Raw genomic sequence first — 15,916 nt, 5'->3', positions numbered from 1 at the left:
GGAGCGTCCGCCCGGAGGCTGGGGGCGCAGTCGGGGCGGGCTGGGAGCGCGCTGCGCGTCGTCGTCGTCCTCCGGGAGCCGACAGGACGACGACGAGGGGCCCCGCCGGCTGGTGCGCCGGCGGGGCCCCTCGTGGAGCGCTCCTGCAGATCAGGTGGTGCGCAGGTCGCCGTTGAGCCCCTGCGGGTAGAAGCCGCCGCCGGAGACCCCGGCCGCCCCGTTGAGGTAGACGATGTTGAGCACCTGCTGCGGCGTGCGGCCGTAGGCGATGGCGTCGCCGTCGGCCGGCACGATGTTGGCGCTGGCGCCGCCGTCGGGGGTGAGGCCCTGGTCGAGGTCGGTGGAGCCGTCCACGGCGTCGCGCACGTCGGAGATCTTCTGCGCGATCCCCTGCACGTCCGCGCCCAGCTCGAACAGCGCCGACCGCACGATGCCCGCGTGGTAGGCCTCCACCGCGAGGATGCCGGCCGCCGCCTCGAGGTAGGTCTTGTTGCTGATGAGCGGGGCCGCGCCCTTGTAGGCGGTGACGCCGACGTCCTCGAAGATGAAGGCGCCGAGCAGGAAGTTGACGTCGTTCGCGAAGGGGTCGAAGGTCTCGCCCTGCTTGATGACGCCGGCGGCCACGGCCGCGGCCGTGAAGGAGGCCTTCAGGTCGATCGCGGGGCGCGAGACCTTGGCGCCGCCGAGGGCGGTGCGCAGGAACGCGACGTGCGCGAGCTCGTCCTTGGCGATCTCCTCGGCGTACTGGCGGACGGCGCGGTCCTTGAACAGCACCTTGCGGCCGCCGGTGACGCCGCCCATCTTCCCGTTGCCGTCCGCCATGGACTGGGTGAGCCCGTGGCCGAAGGCGGCGTAGGAGTAGAACTCCGCCTCCAGGTACTCCAGGTTGAGCGCGAAGTTGAGCACCGTCGCGTCGCTGGGGCCGTCAGCGGCGTTGGCCGCGGAGGCGCCGGCGGCGCCCAGGGCGGTCGCGCCCAGCGCGCCCAGGCCGAGCAGGCCCGCGCCGCGGAGCATGGAGCGGCGGTCGTGCGCCGTCTCGCTGCTCCTGGTGATCATGTCGTTGACCAGTGCCTTGCCGAACATGGTGTCTCCGTCTCGTCAGCGTGTCAGGGGGTCTGCGAGGACGCGGCGCGTCACTGCGCGGCGTCGGTCGCCTGCTGGGCCGCCTTGTCGGACACGGCGCTCTTGCCACCGAAGATGAAGCCCGGACCGGTGAAGTCCACGGCGTGCTTCTTGAGGTAGTTCGCCGTGGGAGCGCCGATGTCGTCGGGCGTCCAGGTGTAGAGGATCGGGATGCCGTAGTAGCCGGCCAGCGCCGAGGCGGACAGCGCGTCGACGGCGTTGAGGTTGGCCCCGCCCACCAGCGCCGCACCGGCGTAGGTGAAGTTCGCGGTGGCCACCGAGTCCTCGGCCACGGCCACGGCGGTGCCCTGGCGGTCGTCACCGGCGAGGCGGCTGTTGGCGCCGAGGGCCTTGTAGGTGTCGTCGGAGACGACGGCCTTCCCGCCGAGCACGGTGCGGTAGCTCACGCCGAGCTCGTCGAGGGCGCCCTTGGTGGCGTCCGGCACGCGACCGGCCTCGGTCAGCAGGATCGGCGTGCCGTTGGCCCACGCCTGCGGCCCGACCGTCACGGCGTCGGCCAGGGAGGTGCCGGAGGTGATGTAGACGCGCTCGGGGGCGTACTCCCCGGCGGTCGCCACGGCGGCGGCGGTGGCGTAGCGGTCGTCGCCGCCGAAGCGCTTGACCGTGTAGTCGCCGGCGATGGCCATCTCCTGGCTCTTGGAGATGACGGCCTCGCCACCCACCAGCCAGACGCGCTTGGCGCCGAGGCGCTTGATCTCGTCACGGGTGGCCTGGGGAGCGGCGTCCGTGTCGGTGTAGAGGATCGGCGCGCTCTTCAGGCCGGCGAGGTAGGACGCCGAGAGGCCGTCGACCGTGCGGGACAGGTTGACGAGGACGACGTCGTCGCTGCCGCCGTTGGGGTACAGCGCCTTCGAGGACTCGACGGCGGTCTCGACGCGGGTGGCGCCGCCGGTGCGCTGGTCGAACTTCACGCCGGTCGCGGCGGACGCGGCGGACGCGCCGAGACCGGCCACGGCGAGGGCGGCGAGCAGGGTGACGGCGGCGGCGCGGGTGCGCCGGCGCTGCGTCGACGAGGTCGACGGGGTGGGGCTGGTCACGAGGTGCCTCCTGAGCGGGGTCTGCTGGTCTGGTGGGCTGACGACGGGTGCTGGCGCCGGGAGCTGCGCTGCTCAGGTGGTGGTCAGGCGCGCGTCGTCGTTGTTGGTGCCGTCGGGGAAGAACCCGCCCTTGGTGACGCCGGACGCGGGGTTCAGGTAGGCGATGTTGTGGACCTGCTGCGGGGAGCGGCTGTACGCGATCGCGTCCTTGTCGGCCGGCACGAGGTTGGCGCGGTACGCCTTCGGGTTCCCGGCGAGCACGCCCTGGTCGAGGTCGCTGGTGCCGTCGAGGGAGTCGCGGGCGTCGGAGATCTTGGTGGTGATCACCGCGACGTCCACGCCGAGCTTGTAGAGCGACCGGCGGACCAGGCCCGCGTGGTAGGCCTCGACGGAGAGGATGCCGGCGGCCGCGCTGAGGTAGTCCTTGTTGGAGATGAGGGGGGCGCCGCCCTTGTAGGCGGTGACGCCGAGGTCCTCGAAGATGAAGGCGCCCAGCAGGAAGCTCACCTCGTCCTTGAACGGGTCGAAGCTCTCGCCCGCCTTGATGACGCCGGCGGCGGTGGCGGCGGCGTTGAAGGCGTCGGTGAAGTTGATCTTCGGGCGCGCCACGGCAGCCGACCCGAGCGCTCCGCGCAGGAACTTCACGTGCGCCAGCTCGTCGGCGGCGATCTCCTTGGCGTACTTCGCCACGGTGCTGCCGGCCTTGAACGGCACCTGCGCGCCGCCGGTGACACCGCCGAGCGCCTTCGTGCCGGTGGTGAGGTTGTCCGGCAGCCCCTGGCCGGTGGTGGCGCGCAGGTAGTACTCCGCCTCGAGGTACTCGAGGTTGAGCGCGAAGTTGAGGATCGCGCCGTCCGAGATGGGCGCGTCGGCGGCGTGGGCGTCCTGCGCCCCGACCGTCACGGCGGTCACGGCACCCACCGTGCCGAGGCCGGCGAGGCCCGCGGCGCGGAGGAAGTTCCTGCGGTCCGTGCTGTTCTCAGCGCTGCGGCTGATCATGTCGACGACGAGCGGCTTCCCGAACACGGCGCCCTCTTCCTGCTGTCCGGGCAGCAGGCAGCGGCGTCCGCCGTCGACCCTGACCCGGTGGCTGTCCGGCGCCGCGACTGCTCTGCGGCACCCCTCCCCCCAGCGGGGACGTCAGTGACGCTAGGTGGCCGGTGGATCAGATCTGGGGACGCTGCGCGGCGTGTCGGCCGTGAGAGAGTTGTTCACGACCGGTTCGGACGACCGTTGCCGAAAGCGCCCATGACCTGCGCTTCCGTGACCCAGAAGTGGAGTTCGTCGCTGGAGGGACGGGAGATTGCCCTCTCCCTGTCTCCACTCCGGCCTACGTCGTCATCACCGAGAGTGATGCCGGTCAGGAAGTGCGGAGCTCCCGCAGCCGGGCGCCCTTGGCGTGGGCGACGTCGCGGAGGTCGCCCTGGAAGGCGGCCATCGCAGTGCGCAGGCGCTCAGCGAGCTCACCGTCCCCGGCGGCGAGGACGCGGACGGCGAGCAGCCCCGCGTTGCGGGCACCGCCGATGCTGACCGTCGCCACGGGGACGCCGGCCGGCATCTGGACGATGGACAGCAGCGAGTCCATGCCGTCGAGGTGCGCCAGCGGCACGGGCACCCCGATGACGGGCAGGGGCGTGACGGCGGCGAGCATCCCCGGCAGGTGGGCCGCCCCTCCGGCACCGGCGACGAGCACGCGCAGGCCGCGGCCGGCGGCCTCCTGCCCGTAGGCGATCATCTCGGCCGGCATGCGGTGCGCCGAGACGACGTCCACCTCGTGCGGCACCCCGAACTCGGCGAGCGCCTCCGTGGCGGCGCTCATCACCGGCCAGTCGGAGTCGGAACCCATGACGACGCCGACCAGCGGCTCCTCTGACGTGCTCACGGGCGACACCCTCCCACCCCGCTCAGAGGCGGCGCGGGTCCACCTCGACGCCTCCGATGTGGACGTCCACCTCGACCACGGCCTCCGCGGCGGAGCCGAGCGCCTCGACCCCGAGCAGCGCCTCCAGCGCCGCAGCGGTGCGCCGGCGCACCTCGTCGGCCACACCGAGGAGCGGAGAGCCGTAGGCGGCGACCACGGAGACGGTCACCCGCTCCAGCCTGTCGTCCTCCCCCGTGGCCAGGCGGACGGCGTCCGCCGAGGCGTCGGGCAGCGGGTCCAGCGCCCGCCGCACCTGCGCCACCACGCGCTCGGAGGCCACGGTGAAGCTGCCGGCGCCGTGGACGGCGCGGACGGGGGTGGAGGGGCGGAAGGCCCTCATCGCGGCGGCGACGACCTCGCCGCGCACCTGCTCCCAGCCGTGGTCGGTGTGCTGGCGCATGGCGGCGGTCGCGGCGGCCAGGCGCTCGGCGCCGAGCGCAGAGCCGAGCGCGGACCCCTCGGGTGACGCGTCGGCCGCGCGGCCCGCACCAACGGGCCCACCGCCGGTGGGGAGCTCCTCGCCCGTCATCGCCAGTCCTCCATCGCGACCTCGAGGGTGGCGCGCGCCCTGGAGAGGCGTCCGCGCACGACGTCCGGCGTGGTGGCGCTGACCTCCGCGATCTCCGCGTAGGACAGCCCCTCCACCTCCCTGAGCAGCCACGTCGACCGCTGCCCCTCCGGGAGTCTGCCGAGAGCTGCGTCCAGGGCGCGCACGAAGTCCTCCATCTCCACGATCCGGGCGGGGTCCCCAGCCGGGCTCGCGCCCACGCGGGTCCGCAGCTGCTCGTCGTCCACCGGCTTCGGGGTCTTGCGCAGGTGGCGGCTCTGGTGCCGTCGCACGGCGTTGGTCACCAGGGTGAACAGCCACGTCCGGATGGCCGCCCGCCCCTCCCACCCGGGAAGGCCGCGCCAGGCGTCGGCGAAGGCGTCCTGCAGGCAGTCGGCGGTCTCGCTGGGGTCGTCGAGCATGCGCGAGGCGTAGCGGTGCAGCGCCGGGCCGTGCCGGTCGACCAGCTCGGCGAAGGCGTCGCGGTCTCCGACCCGGGCGCGGCGGGCGAGCACGTCGTCGTCGACAGGTGACGGCCCGTGCCCCTCCGTGGCGTCGCTGCCCGCGGGCGGGCGGTCGTCGTCGGCGGTGATGGCGAGCTCCTGCGGGTCGTGGCTCGACGTCCGAGCCGGGTGCTGGGAGCAGATCACCGCCGTCCGGGGGCGGCAACCGGAACTCGTCGTGCGCGATCCGAACGGCTGGTGCACGCTCTCTCCGAGGTCGTCGCGATCTGTGATCCAGGTCACACAAGAGGGACCGTGACGATCCGGCACCCCCTGACTCTCACCTGTTGTCGCGCACTTCGGGCACCACCCGGAGCGGGCGCGGGAGAGAACCGCCGACACGGCCGCGAGGCCGACGAAGGAGAGGACGAAGAAGATGTCCACCACCACCGAGAAGACCAGCAGCGCCGTCGTGAGCTCGGCCAAGCCGGGCGCGCTGAGCAGCACCCAGGGCTCGACCACCATCGCCGACACCGTCGTGTCGAAGATCGCCGGCATCGCCGCCCGCGAGGTCAACGGCGTCTACAACCTCGGCGGCGGCGCCTCCCGCGCCATCGGCGCCCTGCGCGAGCGCATCCCGGGTGCGACCACCAACCACTCCCAGGGCATCTCGGTGGAGGTCGGCGAGAAGCAGGCCGCCGTCGACATCGACCTGATCGCCGAGTACGGCGTCTCCATCGCCGACCTGGCCTCCGGCGTCCGCCGCAACGTCATCGCCTCTGTGGAGCGCATGACCGGGCTGCAGGTCACCGAGGTCAACATCGACGTCAACGACGTGCACATCCCGTCCGAGGACGACGAGGACGACGAGCCGGCCAAGCCCGCCCGGGTGCAGTGACGGTCCGATGACACCGTCCAGCCCCGCGGACCCAGGCCGCGTCGACCGGAGCGCCCGGGCCGTCGTGCCGGGTGAGGTCCTCAGCACCACGGACGACACCGTCGTCGAGGGCCGGGTCCTCGAGCCCGTCGACGTCGTCGCCGCTGCGGTGCTGGCAGTCCCCGGGGTGGCCGCCCTGCACAGCGGCGGCCCCCTCGGGGGGGTCGCCACCTTCCTGCCCGGTCGCCGGGTGGCAGGGGTGGCCCTGCGCGAAGACGGCACCCAGGTGCACCTCGTGCTGGAGTCGACCGCGGACGTCCGCGCCACGGCCGAGGCCGTGCACCGCGCGGTGGCCGCGCTCGGTCCCGCTGTCGCCCCGCAGCCGGTCCACGTCCACGTCGAGGACATCGCGGCGCCGGCGCCCCGCGCCTGAGCCGCCTCCCTGCGAGCGGGTCGCGACCGCCGACCCCAGGCACCGCGACCCGCTCGCACCCCTCACCACGACCGCCCTTCCCCAGGCCGGCGGTCACACCCACCGACTCGGAGGAGAACCCCCATGAACAACGCAGTCCCCACCTCCTGGGCGGCAGCCCTCGCCGGTCTGCTCCTGGCCATCGCCGGCATCGCGGGCGGCTTCGGCGGCCTGGTCGCCGCCCTCGTGCTGGGCGTGGTCGGCTGGCTCATCGGCGCGCAGGTCGAGGGCCGCGTCGACGTGCTCGGCGCCCTCGGCCGCCGCGGCCGCGGCTGAGCCGCGCCCCCGCAGCCCCGACACGCAGAGCTGAGGCCCCCATGAGCACCCTCACCCACGCCACGGACAGCGAGCAGCTGTCCGACCGGCTGGCCGAACCCGGCCAGCGCGGCTCCCTCCAGGTCTCCGAGCGCGTGGTGGTCGCGATCGCCCGCGCCGCCGCCCTGGAGGTCCCCGGGGTGGCCACCCCCACCCAGAACAAGAACGCCTCCAAGGCGTCCGGTGGTGTCAGCGGCATCACCAGCCAGATCGGCGACCAGCTCACCAGCGCCGTGGGACGCACGCTGCCCCGCGCCGCCGCCCAGGTGGCCGGTGACCGCGCCCGCATCACCCTCGAGGTCGCCCTGGTCTGGCCGCACTCCGCAGCCACCGTCGCCGCCGCCGTGCGCGAGCACGTCAGCGCACGGCTGCGCGAGTACGCCGCCGTCACCACCGACACCGTGGCCGTCACCGTCTCCGCCGTCGTGCGCGCCGAGCGCACCTCCACCAGCAGGAGGGTCCAGTGAGCACCCAGACCCCCACCCGACAGGGCGGCCGTCAGACCTCCCAGCAGGGCGGGGCGCTGCGCCCCGCGCCCCTGCCCACCGGCGCCGGCAGGATCGGCTGGCTCGGCCCGCTGCTGGCCGTCCTCCTCCTGGGCGTGGCCGTGGTGCTCGGCCAGGACGCGTGGGTCCGCCTCAGCGGCGGCGGTGCCAACGCCACCACCTGGCTCGGCTCGGTCATCTCCGGCCTGAACGGGCTCTCCCCGTCCTCGGCCCTGGCCGTGCCCGCCGCCATCGCCGTCATCCTCGGCCTGGTGCTCCTGCTCGCGGCCTTCTCGCGCCGCAGGCGCAAGGCCCTGGTCCTGCGCGGCGACCTGGGCGCCCACCTGACCACGCGCGACGTGGCCCGGCTGGCCTCCGGCGCAGCCCGCCAGGTGGACGGCGTCCTGGACGCCACCGCGTCCGCCACCCGCCGCAAGGTCGTGGTCGACGTGACCACCACCGGTGACAGCTCGACCCGCGGCGCTGTCCAGGCCGACGTCCAGCGCGCCCTGTCGGCCCTGGCCGACGCGCCGAAGGTCACCGTCAACGCCAAGGAGGCGAACTGATGAGCCGCAAGACCGCAGGCTTCGACCGCCTGGCCGTCTTCGTCGTGGGCGTGGTCCTCATCGCCGCCGGAGCCGTCGCGGGTGCGTGGGCCCTGGGCCTGCTGGCTCAGCTCGGCGTGCCCAGCTCGGCGGTCCCCCAGAGGATCTCGACCGCTGGCGCCACCGACCTGACCGGCCAGTCGTGGTGGGCCTACGCCACCGCCGCCGGCGCCGTCGTGCTGGGCCTGCTGGGCCTGTGGTGGCTGCTGGCCCACATCCCCCACCGCGGGGCCGACCCGCTGCGACTGCCCGGCTCCTCCTCCGAGGGCACCCTCACCCTGGACGGGGACGCCGCCGTCGCGGTGGCCGCGCAGGTCATCTCCGAGGTGCCCGGGGTGCGCTCGGCCAGCGGGAAGATGGTCTCCGAGCGCGGTCAGCTGATCGCCGAGCTGGACGTCACCGCTGACCCCGAGGTGGACCTCGTGGAGCTCGACCAGGCGATGGTCGCCGCCTCCGCGGACCTCGCCACCGTGCTGTCCAGGTCGGACGTGCGCGGCCGGGTGCACGTGGCCATCGCCCGCCGCTCCAAGGGCCTGACCCGCGTCGCCTGACCAGGCCCACCAGCACCACGGGAAGAGCCCCGGACGCNNGCGTCCGGGGCTCTTCCCGTCCCCGGGATCGGCGGCCGTCAGGGTTGGTAGGTCTGGACCCGTCCCGCGTCCCGCCGGGTCAGCGCCGCCAGGCGGGGCCGCAGCTCCTCCAGCACCGCCGGCACGTCCACGGTGAGCAGGCGCCGGTCGCGCACCACCACGCGACCGTCCACCACCACGTGCCGCACGTCGCCGGGCCGGGTGGCGTGCACGAGCGTCGCGGCCAGGTCGTGCACCGGCTGCAGGTGGGGCGCCGACAGGTCGACCAGCGCGACGTCGGCCCGGTGCCCGGGGGCGAGGCGTCCCACGGCCCCGCGGGCGGAGCCGGCGTCGGCGAGGTGCAGCGCCTGCGCGCTCTGGGTGGTCGCGTGGTGGAGCACCTGCCGGCTCGTCATCCACGTCGGGTCGCCCTCGCCGCCGAGCGACTTCTGCACCAGCGACGTCACCTCCAAGCTCGCCCACAGGTCGAGGTCGCCGTTGCTCGCCGCGCCGTCGGTGGCCAGCCCCACGGGCACGCCAGCACCGCGCAGCGCCCTGACGGGCGTGGTCCCGTGGGCCGCCTTCAGGTAGAACCGCGGGCTGGAGGCCACCCCCACGAGCCCGCGCTCCGCGGCCCTCGCCAGCAGCGGCAGGTCCGGCTCGACGATCCCGGTGCCGTGCGCCACGAGCAGCGGCACGTCGAGCAGCCCGGCGCGGTCCAGCACCTGCATCGGCGTCGCCCCGGTGCGCGCCACGCTCGCCCGCGTCTGCTCCGCGGTCTCCGCGGCGTGCAGGTGCACCGGCAGCTCGTGCTCGCGGGCCAGCGCCGCGAACGCCGCGAGGTCGGGCTCGGTCACCGTGTACGGCGCGTGCGGTGCGAGGCTCGTGGTGATCCGCCCTCCGGCGCCGCCGCGGCGTCGCAGGGCGAAGTCGAGCCCGCGCTCGCGCCCCGCCTCGCCGTCGGTGGAGAAGGCGGCCCACCCCAGGTCCGCGCGGGCACCGCTCACCTCGACGGCGCGGGCCACGGCGTCCATGTGGAAGTAGTGGTCGGCGAACGTCGTCGTCCCGCCGAGCAGCATCTCCGCGCACGCGAGCAGCGCACCCAGCTCCACGTCGCGCTCGGTGAGGTTGGACTCCATCGGCCAGATGCGCTCGTTGAACCACGTGTGGACGTCGACGTCCTCCGCCGCCCCCCGGAACAGCACCATCGCCGCGTGCGTGTGGCAGTTCACCAGCCCGGGGACGGCGAGGAGCCCGCGCCCGTCGACCACCTCCCCCGGCACCGCGCCGGAGCGGTCCGCGGGAGGGCCGACGCGCGCGATGAGGCCCCCGACGACCTCGAGGTCGACGCCCTCGGCGAAGCCGATCCCGCCGGGTCCCTCGTCACCGCCCAGGCCGTGCACCAGCGCGGTGCAGCCCTCGATGCGCAGGTCCACGCCCTGGCCGGGGCCGCCGGTCGGGCCGTCGGTCGGGCCGTCGGGCGGGCTCGTGCCGGGCGGGGGCTGGTCCACGCCCGGCACTGTGCCACCGCACCTGACCGCGGTCACCTGCGGCGCAGCCCCGGCACACGCGCCGCCGCGCACACCCCCCCCCCGGCCACGAGGCGACCACGCGGGGCGTCCCGGCCCGAGCGGCGGTCAGCCGTCGACCGTGCCGGTGATGTAGTCGGCGGCGTGCGCCGCGCGGGCGCGGACGGCGGCGAGGTCGTCGCCCCAGGCGGTCACGTGCCCGATCTTGCGGCCGGGGCGCACCGACTTGCCGTACAGGTGCACCTTCACCGCGGGGTCCCGGGCCATGACGTGCAGGTGGGAGTGGAACAGGTCGGGGTAGTCGCCGCCGAGGGCGTTGACCATCACCGTCCACCGGGCGCGCGGGGCCGTGGACCCCAGCGGGAGGTCGAGCACGGCCCGCAGGTGCTGCTCGAACTGCGAGGTCACCGAACCCTCGATGGTCCAGTGGCCGCTGTTGTGCGGCCGCATGGCCAGCTCGTTGACGAGGAACCTCGGGGCCGTCCCGTCCGGCTCGGAGCCGGAGGGCACCTCGAAGCCCTCCACGGCCATGACGCCCGTGACGCCCAGCTCACCGGCCAGGCGCAGCGCCAGCGCCGTCGCCTCGGCGGCGAGGTCGTCGTCGAGGTCCGGCGCCGGCGCGATGACCTCCCGGCACACGCCGCCCACCTGCACGGTCTCCACCACGGGCCACGCCGCGGCCTGCCCCGAGGGCGAGCGGGCCACCATGACCGCCACCTCGCGGGTGAACCGCACGGCCTCCTCGGCCAGCAGCGGCTCCCCCGCTGCCCGCTCCAGCCACGCCGCAGCCTCGTCGAGGGAGGCGAGCACCAGGACGCCCTTGCCGTCGTACCCGCCCCGCGGCGTCTTCAGCACCAGCGGCCAGCCGGCGCGCTCGCCGAAGGCTCGCAGGTCCTCCGCCGAGCGGACCTCCGCCCACGCCGGCCCCGCCACGCCCAGGGCGTCGAGGCGGCGGCGCAGGAGCAGCTTGTCCTGCGCGTGCTCCAGCGCGTCGGGGCCGGGCCGCACGGCCACGCCCTCGGCCTCCAGCGCGCGCAGGTGCTCGGTGGGGACCTGCTCGTGGTCGAGCGTCAGCGCGGCAGCGCCCTCGGCGAGCCGCCGCAGCGCGGCGAGGTCGTCGGGGCTGCCGAGCTGGACGTCCGGGACCACCTGGGCGGCGGACTCGCCCCCGTCGGTGGCCAGCACCCGCAGCCGGGCGCCCAGGCCCACCGCGGGCGGCACGGTCATCCGGGCGAGCTGGCCGGCGCCGACCACGGCGACGACGGGGAAGGTGGTCTCGGTGGCCCCTGCGGTGCCGTCGCGGGCGTCGCGGGCGCTGCTGGTCCGGCCAGCGGGCGTGTCAGCGGGCGTGGCGGTCACGTCCCCCGAGGGTAGGGGGTCGCCGCCGGCACCCGGCACACCGCTCGGCCCACCCGGCGCCCGGAGGGCGCCTACGGTGGAGGTGTGGAGACGGCGACCGGCGCGCGCGCCCTGCTGGGCCGCCTCTGGCGCGCGCACCGCCGCGAGCTGGGCGCCTTCGGCGTGGTCGGGGGGCTGGCGTTCGTCGTCGACGTCGGCCTGTTCAACCTGCTGCGCTTCGGCGGCAGCGGGCTGCTGGCGGACCAGCCCCTCACCGCCAAGGTCGTCTCGGCGTCGGTGGCCACGGTCTTCGCGTGGGCCGGCAACCGGTGGTGGACCTTCCGCCACCGCAACCGGCCCGCCGCCGTGCGCGAGCTGGCGCTGTTCGTGCTGATGAACGCGGCCGCCCTGCTCATCGGCCTGGCGGTGCTCGCCACCAGCCACTACGTGCTGGGGCTGCGCGGACCGCTGCCGGACAACGCCGCCAACCTCGTCGGGATCGCCCTGGGCACGGCGTTCCGCTACGTGGCCTACCGGCTGTGGGTGTTCCGCCGCCCGCGCGGCACCGGCCGGGCGGACCAGCCGCGCCCCGGCCGCGACACCGTCAGCGCCTGACGCCCCCGCGCCGCCACCCCCACCTCCACCTCAGGGCGCGGCGCGCAGGAACACCGCGAACGTGGCGGGCCTCATCCGCGCCAGCTCGAGCCGGCCGCCCTCGGCGGTGATGAGGTCGCGCGCCAGCGGCAGCCCCAGCCCGGTGCCCGAGGCGCCGCTCACCGACCGCTCGAAGATGCGCCCGCCGAGCTGCGGCGGGACGCCCGGCCCGTCGTCGTCGACCTCGAGCACCACCCAGTCCCCGCCCCGCTCGCTGCTCGCCCGCACCCGCACGCGGGTCGTGCCGCCGCCGTGGACGAGGCTGTTCTCCAGCAGCACCGCGAGCGCCTGCGCCAGGGGCCCGGCCCCCACCACCACCCGGACGGCCGGGGAGGGCGCGGACACCACCAGGTCGCGGCGGGCGCGCTCGTAGGCGGGGCGCCACTCCGCGCGCTGCTGCTCCAGCACGGTGGCCAGCACCAGCGGCTCCCGGGGGGTGCTGGCCTGCAGGCGGGCGCGGGCGAGGAGGTCGTCGACGACGCCGGACAGGCGCTCCACCTGCTCCAGCGCGACCTGGGCCTCGGCGGCCACGGCCGGCTCGCTGGTGGTGGCGAGCACCTCCTCCAGCCGCATGGACAGCGCGGTGAGCGGGGTGCGCAGCTGGTGGCTGGCGTCGGAGGCGAACTGGCGCTCCACGGCGAGGCGGGCCTGCAGCTGACCCGCGCTGCGGACCAGGGCCTGCGCTACCGAGTCGACCTCCTCCACCCCGCTGGGCGGCGGCGTGGTGGGCACCTGGCCGGAGCCGAGGCGCTCGGCGCGCTCGGCGAGGTCCTCCAGGGGCCGCACGAGGCGGCGGCCCTGGACCAGGCCGACGGCGGAGCCCGCGGCGACGGCTCCGGCGGCCAGGCCCGCCACGAGCACCACCAGCTGCGCGTCCGCGGCCCACAGGCTGCCCCGGGCGGCGGTGACGGTGACCGCGAGGCCGTCGGCGGTGCCCGCCCTGCCGACCACGCTGGAGCCGGAGGTGTCGGGCCCGGCGTCGACGCTGGAGCCGTCGGGCAGGTCCACCACCACGCTGGCCGGCCAGCGCCCGTCGCGCTGGGTGTGCTCCTCCAGCAGGGCCCTGTCGACGCGGCCGCCCACGGCGAGCCGGCTGCTGGCGGCGGCGAGGACGGCGTCGGCGCGCACCTGCACGCTGGTGCGCGCCTGCTCGGTCTGCAGCACCAGGCCGGCCACGCACAGCGGCAGCCCGAGCAGGAGGACGGCGAGGACGACGGCGGCCATCGTGGCCGCCTGGACGCGGCGGTGCACCCGCTGGCCCGTCCGTCAGTCGCGCTCGAAGCGGAAGCCGACGCCGCGCACGGTGGTGATGTACTGCGGGTCCCCCACCTCGTCGCCGAGCTTCTTGCGCAGCCAGGAGACGTGCATGTCGAGGGTCTTGGTGGAGCCGAACCACTCCGAGCCCCAGACCTCCTCCATGATCACCTGGCGGGGGACGACCGTGCCGACCTCGCGCAGCAGCACGCGCAGCAGCTCGTACTCCTTGGCGGACAGCGGCAGCGGCACCTCCACCCCGGGCTCCAGGGGGGCGCCGGCGTCGTCGACGTCCCCGGGCCTGGCGACCTTCCACGCCCGGCGGGCCGTGGGGTCGAGCCGCACCCCGCGGCCGACCAGCTGCAGGGCCGTGGCGTCGCCGCGGCGCAGCAGGGCGCGCACCCGGGCGAGCAGCTCGGCCACCCGGAACGGCTTGGAGACGTAGTCGTCGGCGCCCGCGTCCAGGCCCACGACGAGGTCGACCTCGTCCGAGCGGGCGGTGAGCATGAGGATCGGCACGGACACGCCGTCGGCGCGCATGCGGCGCGCCACGTCCAGCCCGTCCAGGTCGGGCAGGCCCAGGTCGAGCACCACGAGGTCGGGCTGGCGCTTCGCCGCGGCGAGCGCCCCGGCGCCGTCGCCCTGGACGTCCACCTGGTACCCCTCGCGCTTCAGCCCGCGGGCCAGAGGCTCGGAGATGGCCGGGTCGTCCTCGACGAGCAGCACCCTCTTCACACCGGCCAGGGTATTGACCGGCGCGCGTCCGGCGCGCCGCGCAGCGTCGGACGGGTCAGCAGCCGGGTCGGCAGCCGGGTCAGCAGCCGGGTCAGCGGACGTGGACGACGTCACCGGCCGAGACGGCCGTCGGGGCCTCCTGCGGATCGGCGCCGGCGCGGCGCACGAGGAGGCGCCCGTCGCCGTCGAGCCCCTCCGCGGCACCGCGCAGCCGGGCACCGCCGGGCAGGTGGACCACCACGTCGCGGCCGAGGGTGGAGCAGGCCTCCGCAGCGCGGGCGGCGAGCCCGCTGCCGGCGGGGTCCCCCCCGGCGCGCTCGAGGCGCCGCACCTCGGCCAGCAGCGCCCGGACGAGCGCCCGGACCAGCACGTCGCGGTCGGTGGTGGCCGAGCCCTCCAGGCGCAGCGAGGTCGCGGCGGTCAGCCCCCCGGCGTCCAGCTCGCTGCGCGAGGTGGTCGTGTTGACCCCCACGCCGACGACGACGCCCTCCGGCGCCCCGCCGGCAGCACCGGGCAGCACCTCCACGAGGATCCCGCAGAGCTTGCGGTCCTCCACGTGCACGTCGTTCGGCCACTTCACCCGCGCCGGCAGCCCGGCGACGTCGCGGACCACGCCCACCACGGCCACGCCCGCCAGCAGCGGCAGCCAGCCCCACGCCTCGACGGGCACCTGCGGGCGCAGCAGCAGCGAGAGCGCCACGCCCGAGCGGGGCGGCGCCTCCCAGTCCCGCCCGAGGCGGCCGCGACCGCTGGTCTGGGAGTCGGCGGTGAGCACGGCGGGCGCGGGCCAGGCCCCCGGGTCGGCACCCGCGCGGGCCAGCAGCTCGGCGTTGGTGGAGCCGACCTCCCCGACCACCTCCAGCCGCTCGAGCGGGCCGGCCGGCGCCAGGAGCGCCGTGCGCAGGGCGGGTGCGGCCAGGGGCGGGCGGTCGAGGTCGCTCCAGCGGCCGGGGCTCGTGCTCACCCGCCCATCCTCGCCGGACGGCCGCTGCGCGGTCGTCGTCGTCCTCCCCTAGCGTCGGGGGCGTGCCCACCGCCGCGCAGCTGACCGACCCGATCGCCGAGCACGGGGAGGGCCCGGTCTGGGACGCCGACGGCGGCCGCCTGCTCGCGGTGGACCTTGAGCAGGGGGACCTGCTGGCCGTCGCACCCGGGGGCGCTGCGAGCACGCAGCACGTGGCCGACGCGCTGGCGTGCGTGCGGCCCCGCCGCGAGGGCGGCTGGGTGGTGGCCGCGCGCCGCCGGTTCGCGCTGTTCTCCAGCGCGGACGACCTGCTCGCGGGCCGCGAGGAGCCCCGCATGCTCGCCCCCCTGTGGGACGACCCCGACCTGCGCTTCAACGAGGGCGGCTGCGACCCGCAGGGCCGGTTCTTCTGCGGGTCCATGGCCTACGGCGACAGCGGCAAGGGCGGTCAGCCCGTCGGGGTGCTGTGGCGGCTCGACCCCGACGGCAGCGCCCGTCCCGTGCTGGAAGGGCTCACCATCCCCAACGGGCTGGCGTGGAGCCCCGACGGGCAGCGCGCCTACCACGTCGACTCCCCGTCCGGGGAGATCGCCCTGCTGCACGTGGCGCCGGACACCGGAGAGGTGCTCGAGCGGGAGCCCTGGGTCCGGCTGGCCGACGCGCTCGGAGGGGACCCCGGGGGCGTGCCGGACGGCCTCGTCGTCGACGCCGAGGGCGGCGTGTGGGTGGCCCTCAACGGCGCCGGCGCCGTCGTCCGCCTCGACGCCGCGGGCGGTCTGAGCGAGCGCGTGGAGGTCGGCGTGCCCGGGGTCACCGCCTGCACGCTGGGCGGGACCGGAGAGGGCGACGACGGCACCCGCGGCGGCGCGGTCCTCTACGTGACCACCTCCACGCAGGGGATCGACCTCGACGCCCACCCGGCGTCGGGCTCGGTGTTCAGCCTCCCCGTGGAGGTGGCCGCCCTGCCGCCGCTGCGCTTCGGCGGCTGAGACCCGCTGGCCAGCGCCGGGGCGGGCGCGGCGGTGACT

General features: G+C 75.7%; 19 protein-coding genes. 8 read left to right on the top strand and 11 right to left on the bottom strand.

The window, feature by feature from the left end; all coding sequences use genetic code 11:
- Positions 1 to 150: 150 nt before the first annotated feature.
- From FHN55_RS08860 to FHN55_RS08835, 6 genes are all read right to left on the bottom strand, one after another.
- The gene (locus tag FHN55_RS08860) at positions 151 to 1,083 is read right to left on the bottom strand and encodes a ferritin-like domain-containing protein (RefSeq protein ID WP_139711942.1); all 933 of its coding nucleotides are present in this window, start codon (positions 1,081 to 1,083) and stop codon (positions 151 to 153) included.
- 50 nt (positions 1,084 to 1,133) lie between these two features.
- Positions 1,134 to 2,180 (bottom strand): cell wall-binding repeat-containing protein, encoded by a 1,047-nt coding sequence (locus tag FHN55_RS08855; RefSeq protein WP_139711941.1) that lies wholly within the window; start codon positions 2,178 to 2,180, stop codon positions 1,134 to 1,136.
- 72 nt (positions 2,181 to 2,252) lie between these two features.
- On the bottom strand, positions 2,253 to 3,206 hold the full coding sequence (locus FHN55_RS08850) for a ferritin-like domain-containing protein (RefSeq protein WP_218974483.1): 954 nt from the start codon (positions 3,204 to 3,206) through the stop codon (positions 2,253 to 2,255).
- 334 nt (positions 3,207 to 3,540) lie between these two features.
- Positions 3,541 to 4,062: a 5-(carboxyamino)imidazole ribonucleotide mutase gene (purE, locus tag FHN55_RS08845; RefSeq protein ID WP_139711940.1), complete on the bottom strand. Its 522-nt coding sequence runs from the start codon at positions 4,060 to 4,062 to the stop codon at positions 3,541 to 3,543.
- 22 nt (positions 4,063 to 4,084) lie between these two features.
- Positions 4,085 to 4,630 (bottom strand): Asp23/Gls24 family envelope stress response protein, encoded by a 546-nt coding sequence (locus FHN55_RS08840; RefSeq protein WP_139711939.1) that lies wholly within the window; start codon positions 4,628 to 4,630, stop codon positions 4,085 to 4,087.
- Positions 4,627 to 5,298, bottom strand: a complete 672-nt coding sequence (locus tag FHN55_RS08835) for an RNA polymerase sigma factor (protein WP_218974482.1) — start codon at positions 5,296 to 5,298, stop codon at positions 4,627 to 4,629. Before FHN55_RS08835 ends, FHN55_RS08840 begins: the two co-directional genes overlap by 4 nt.
- Positions 5,299 to 5,527: 229 nt before the next feature.
- On the opposite strand from FHN55_RS08835, the gene FHN55_RS08830 reads away from it, so the two are divergent.
- The 6 genes from FHN55_RS08830 (at position 5,528) to FHN55_RS08805 (ending at position 8,396) form a co-directional block, all read left to right on the top strand.
- The gene (locus tag FHN55_RS08830) at positions 5,528 to 5,989 is read left to right on the top strand and encodes an Asp23/Gls24 family envelope stress response protein (protein ID WP_139711937.1); all 462 of its coding nucleotides are present in this window, start codon (positions 5,528 to 5,530) and stop codon (positions 5,987 to 5,989) included.
- Positions 5,990 to 5,996: 7 nt separating this feature from the next.
- Entirely contained in the window at positions 5,997 to 6,401 is a 405-nt protein-coding gene (locus tag FHN55_RS08825) for a hypothetical protein (RefSeq protein ID WP_218974481.1), read from the top strand.
- 123 nt (positions 6,402 to 6,524) lie between these two features.
- Entirely contained in the window at positions 6,525 to 6,716 is a 192-nt protein-coding gene (locus tag FHN55_RS08820) for a hypothetical protein (RefSeq protein ID WP_139711936.1), read from the top strand.
- Positions 6,717 to 6,757: 41 nt separating this feature from the next.
- Entirely contained in the window at positions 6,758 to 7,222 is a 465-nt protein-coding gene (locus FHN55_RS08815; RefSeq protein ID WP_139711935.1) for an Asp23/Gls24 family envelope stress response protein, read from the top strand.
- Positions 7,219 to 7,806 (top strand): DUF6286 domain-containing protein, encoded by a 588-nt coding sequence (locus tag FHN55_RS08810; RefSeq protein WP_139711934.1) that lies wholly within the window; start codon positions 7,219 to 7,221, stop codon positions 7,804 to 7,806. Before FHN55_RS08815 ends, FHN55_RS08810 begins: the two co-directional genes overlap by 4 nt.
- Entirely contained in the window at positions 7,806 to 8,396 is a 591-nt protein-coding gene (locus FHN55_RS08805) for a hypothetical protein (RefSeq protein ID WP_139711933.1), read from the top strand. The genes FHN55_RS08810 and FHN55_RS08805 overlap by 1 nt, the downstream gene beginning before the upstream one ends.
- Positions 8,397 to 8,473: 77 nt before the next feature.
- On the opposite strand, the gene FHN55_RS08800 is transcribed toward FHN55_RS08805, so the two are convergent.
- Both FHN55_RS08800 and FHN55_RS08795 read right to left on the bottom strand, forming a co-directional pair.
- Entirely contained in the window at positions 8,474 to 9,925 is a 1,452-nt protein-coding gene (locus tag FHN55_RS08800) for an amidohydrolase (protein WP_257570818.1), read from the bottom strand.
- Positions 9,926 to 10,051: 126 nt separating this feature from the next.
- Positions 10,052 to 11,302: a 5-(carboxyamino)imidazole ribonucleotide synthase gene (locus FHN55_RS08795; protein ID WP_139711932.1), complete on the bottom strand. Its 1,251-nt coding sequence runs from the start codon at positions 11,300 to 11,302 to the stop codon at positions 10,052 to 10,054.
- Positions 11,303 to 11,386: 84 nt separating this feature from the next.
- Between FHN55_RS08795 and FHN55_RS08790 the strand changes: the two genes are divergently transcribed.
- Positions 11,387 to 11,896, top strand: a complete 510-nt coding sequence (locus FHN55_RS08790; protein WP_139711931.1) for a GtrA family protein — start codon at positions 11,387 to 11,389, stop codon at positions 11,894 to 11,896.
- Positions 11,897 to 11,926: 30 nt separating this feature from the next.
- Here the strand turns inward: FHN55_RS08790 and FHN55_RS08785 are convergent, their stop codons facing one another.
- The 3 genes from FHN55_RS08785 to FHN55_RS08775 all read right to left on the bottom strand — a co-directional run bounded on the left by FHN55_RS08785 (position 11,927) and on the right by FHN55_RS08775 (position 14,888).
- Complete coding sequence (locus FHN55_RS08785) at positions 11,927 to 13,186, bottom strand: ATP-binding protein (protein WP_139711930.1); 1,260 nt, start codon at positions 13,184 to 13,186, stop codon at positions 11,927 to 11,929.
- 15 nt (positions 13,187 to 13,201) lie between these two features.
- A complete protein-coding gene (locus FHN55_RS08780) occupies positions 13,202 to 13,924 on the bottom strand; it encodes a response regulator transcription factor (RefSeq protein ID WP_139711929.1) in 723 nt (240 codons plus the stop codon).
- 91 nt (positions 13,925 to 14,015) lie between these two features.
- On the bottom strand, positions 14,016 to 14,888 hold the full coding sequence (locus FHN55_RS08775) for a biotin--[acetyl-CoA-carboxylase] ligase (protein WP_139711928.1): 873 nt from the start codon (positions 14,886 to 14,888) through the stop codon (positions 14,016 to 14,018).
- Between the two features lie 62 nt (positions 14,889 to 14,950).
- On the opposite strand from FHN55_RS08775, the gene FHN55_RS08770 reads away from it, so the two are divergent.
- Positions 14,951 to 15,877: an SMP-30/gluconolactonase/LRE family protein gene (locus tag FHN55_RS08770; RefSeq protein WP_139711927.1), complete on the top strand. Its 927-nt coding sequence runs from the start codon at positions 14,951 to 14,953 to the stop codon at positions 15,875 to 15,877.
- The last annotated feature ends 39 nt before the right edge of the window (positions 15,878 to 15,916 follow it).

This window comes from Streptomyces sp. NP160 (assembly GCF_006335115.1).
Classification (GTDB): Bacteria; Actinomycetota; Actinomycetes; order Actinomycetales; family Quadrisphaeraceae; genus Quadrisphaera.
Note: the sequence above shows the minus strand (reverse complement) of the source record. Positions and strands in the feature narration are given on the sequence as shown.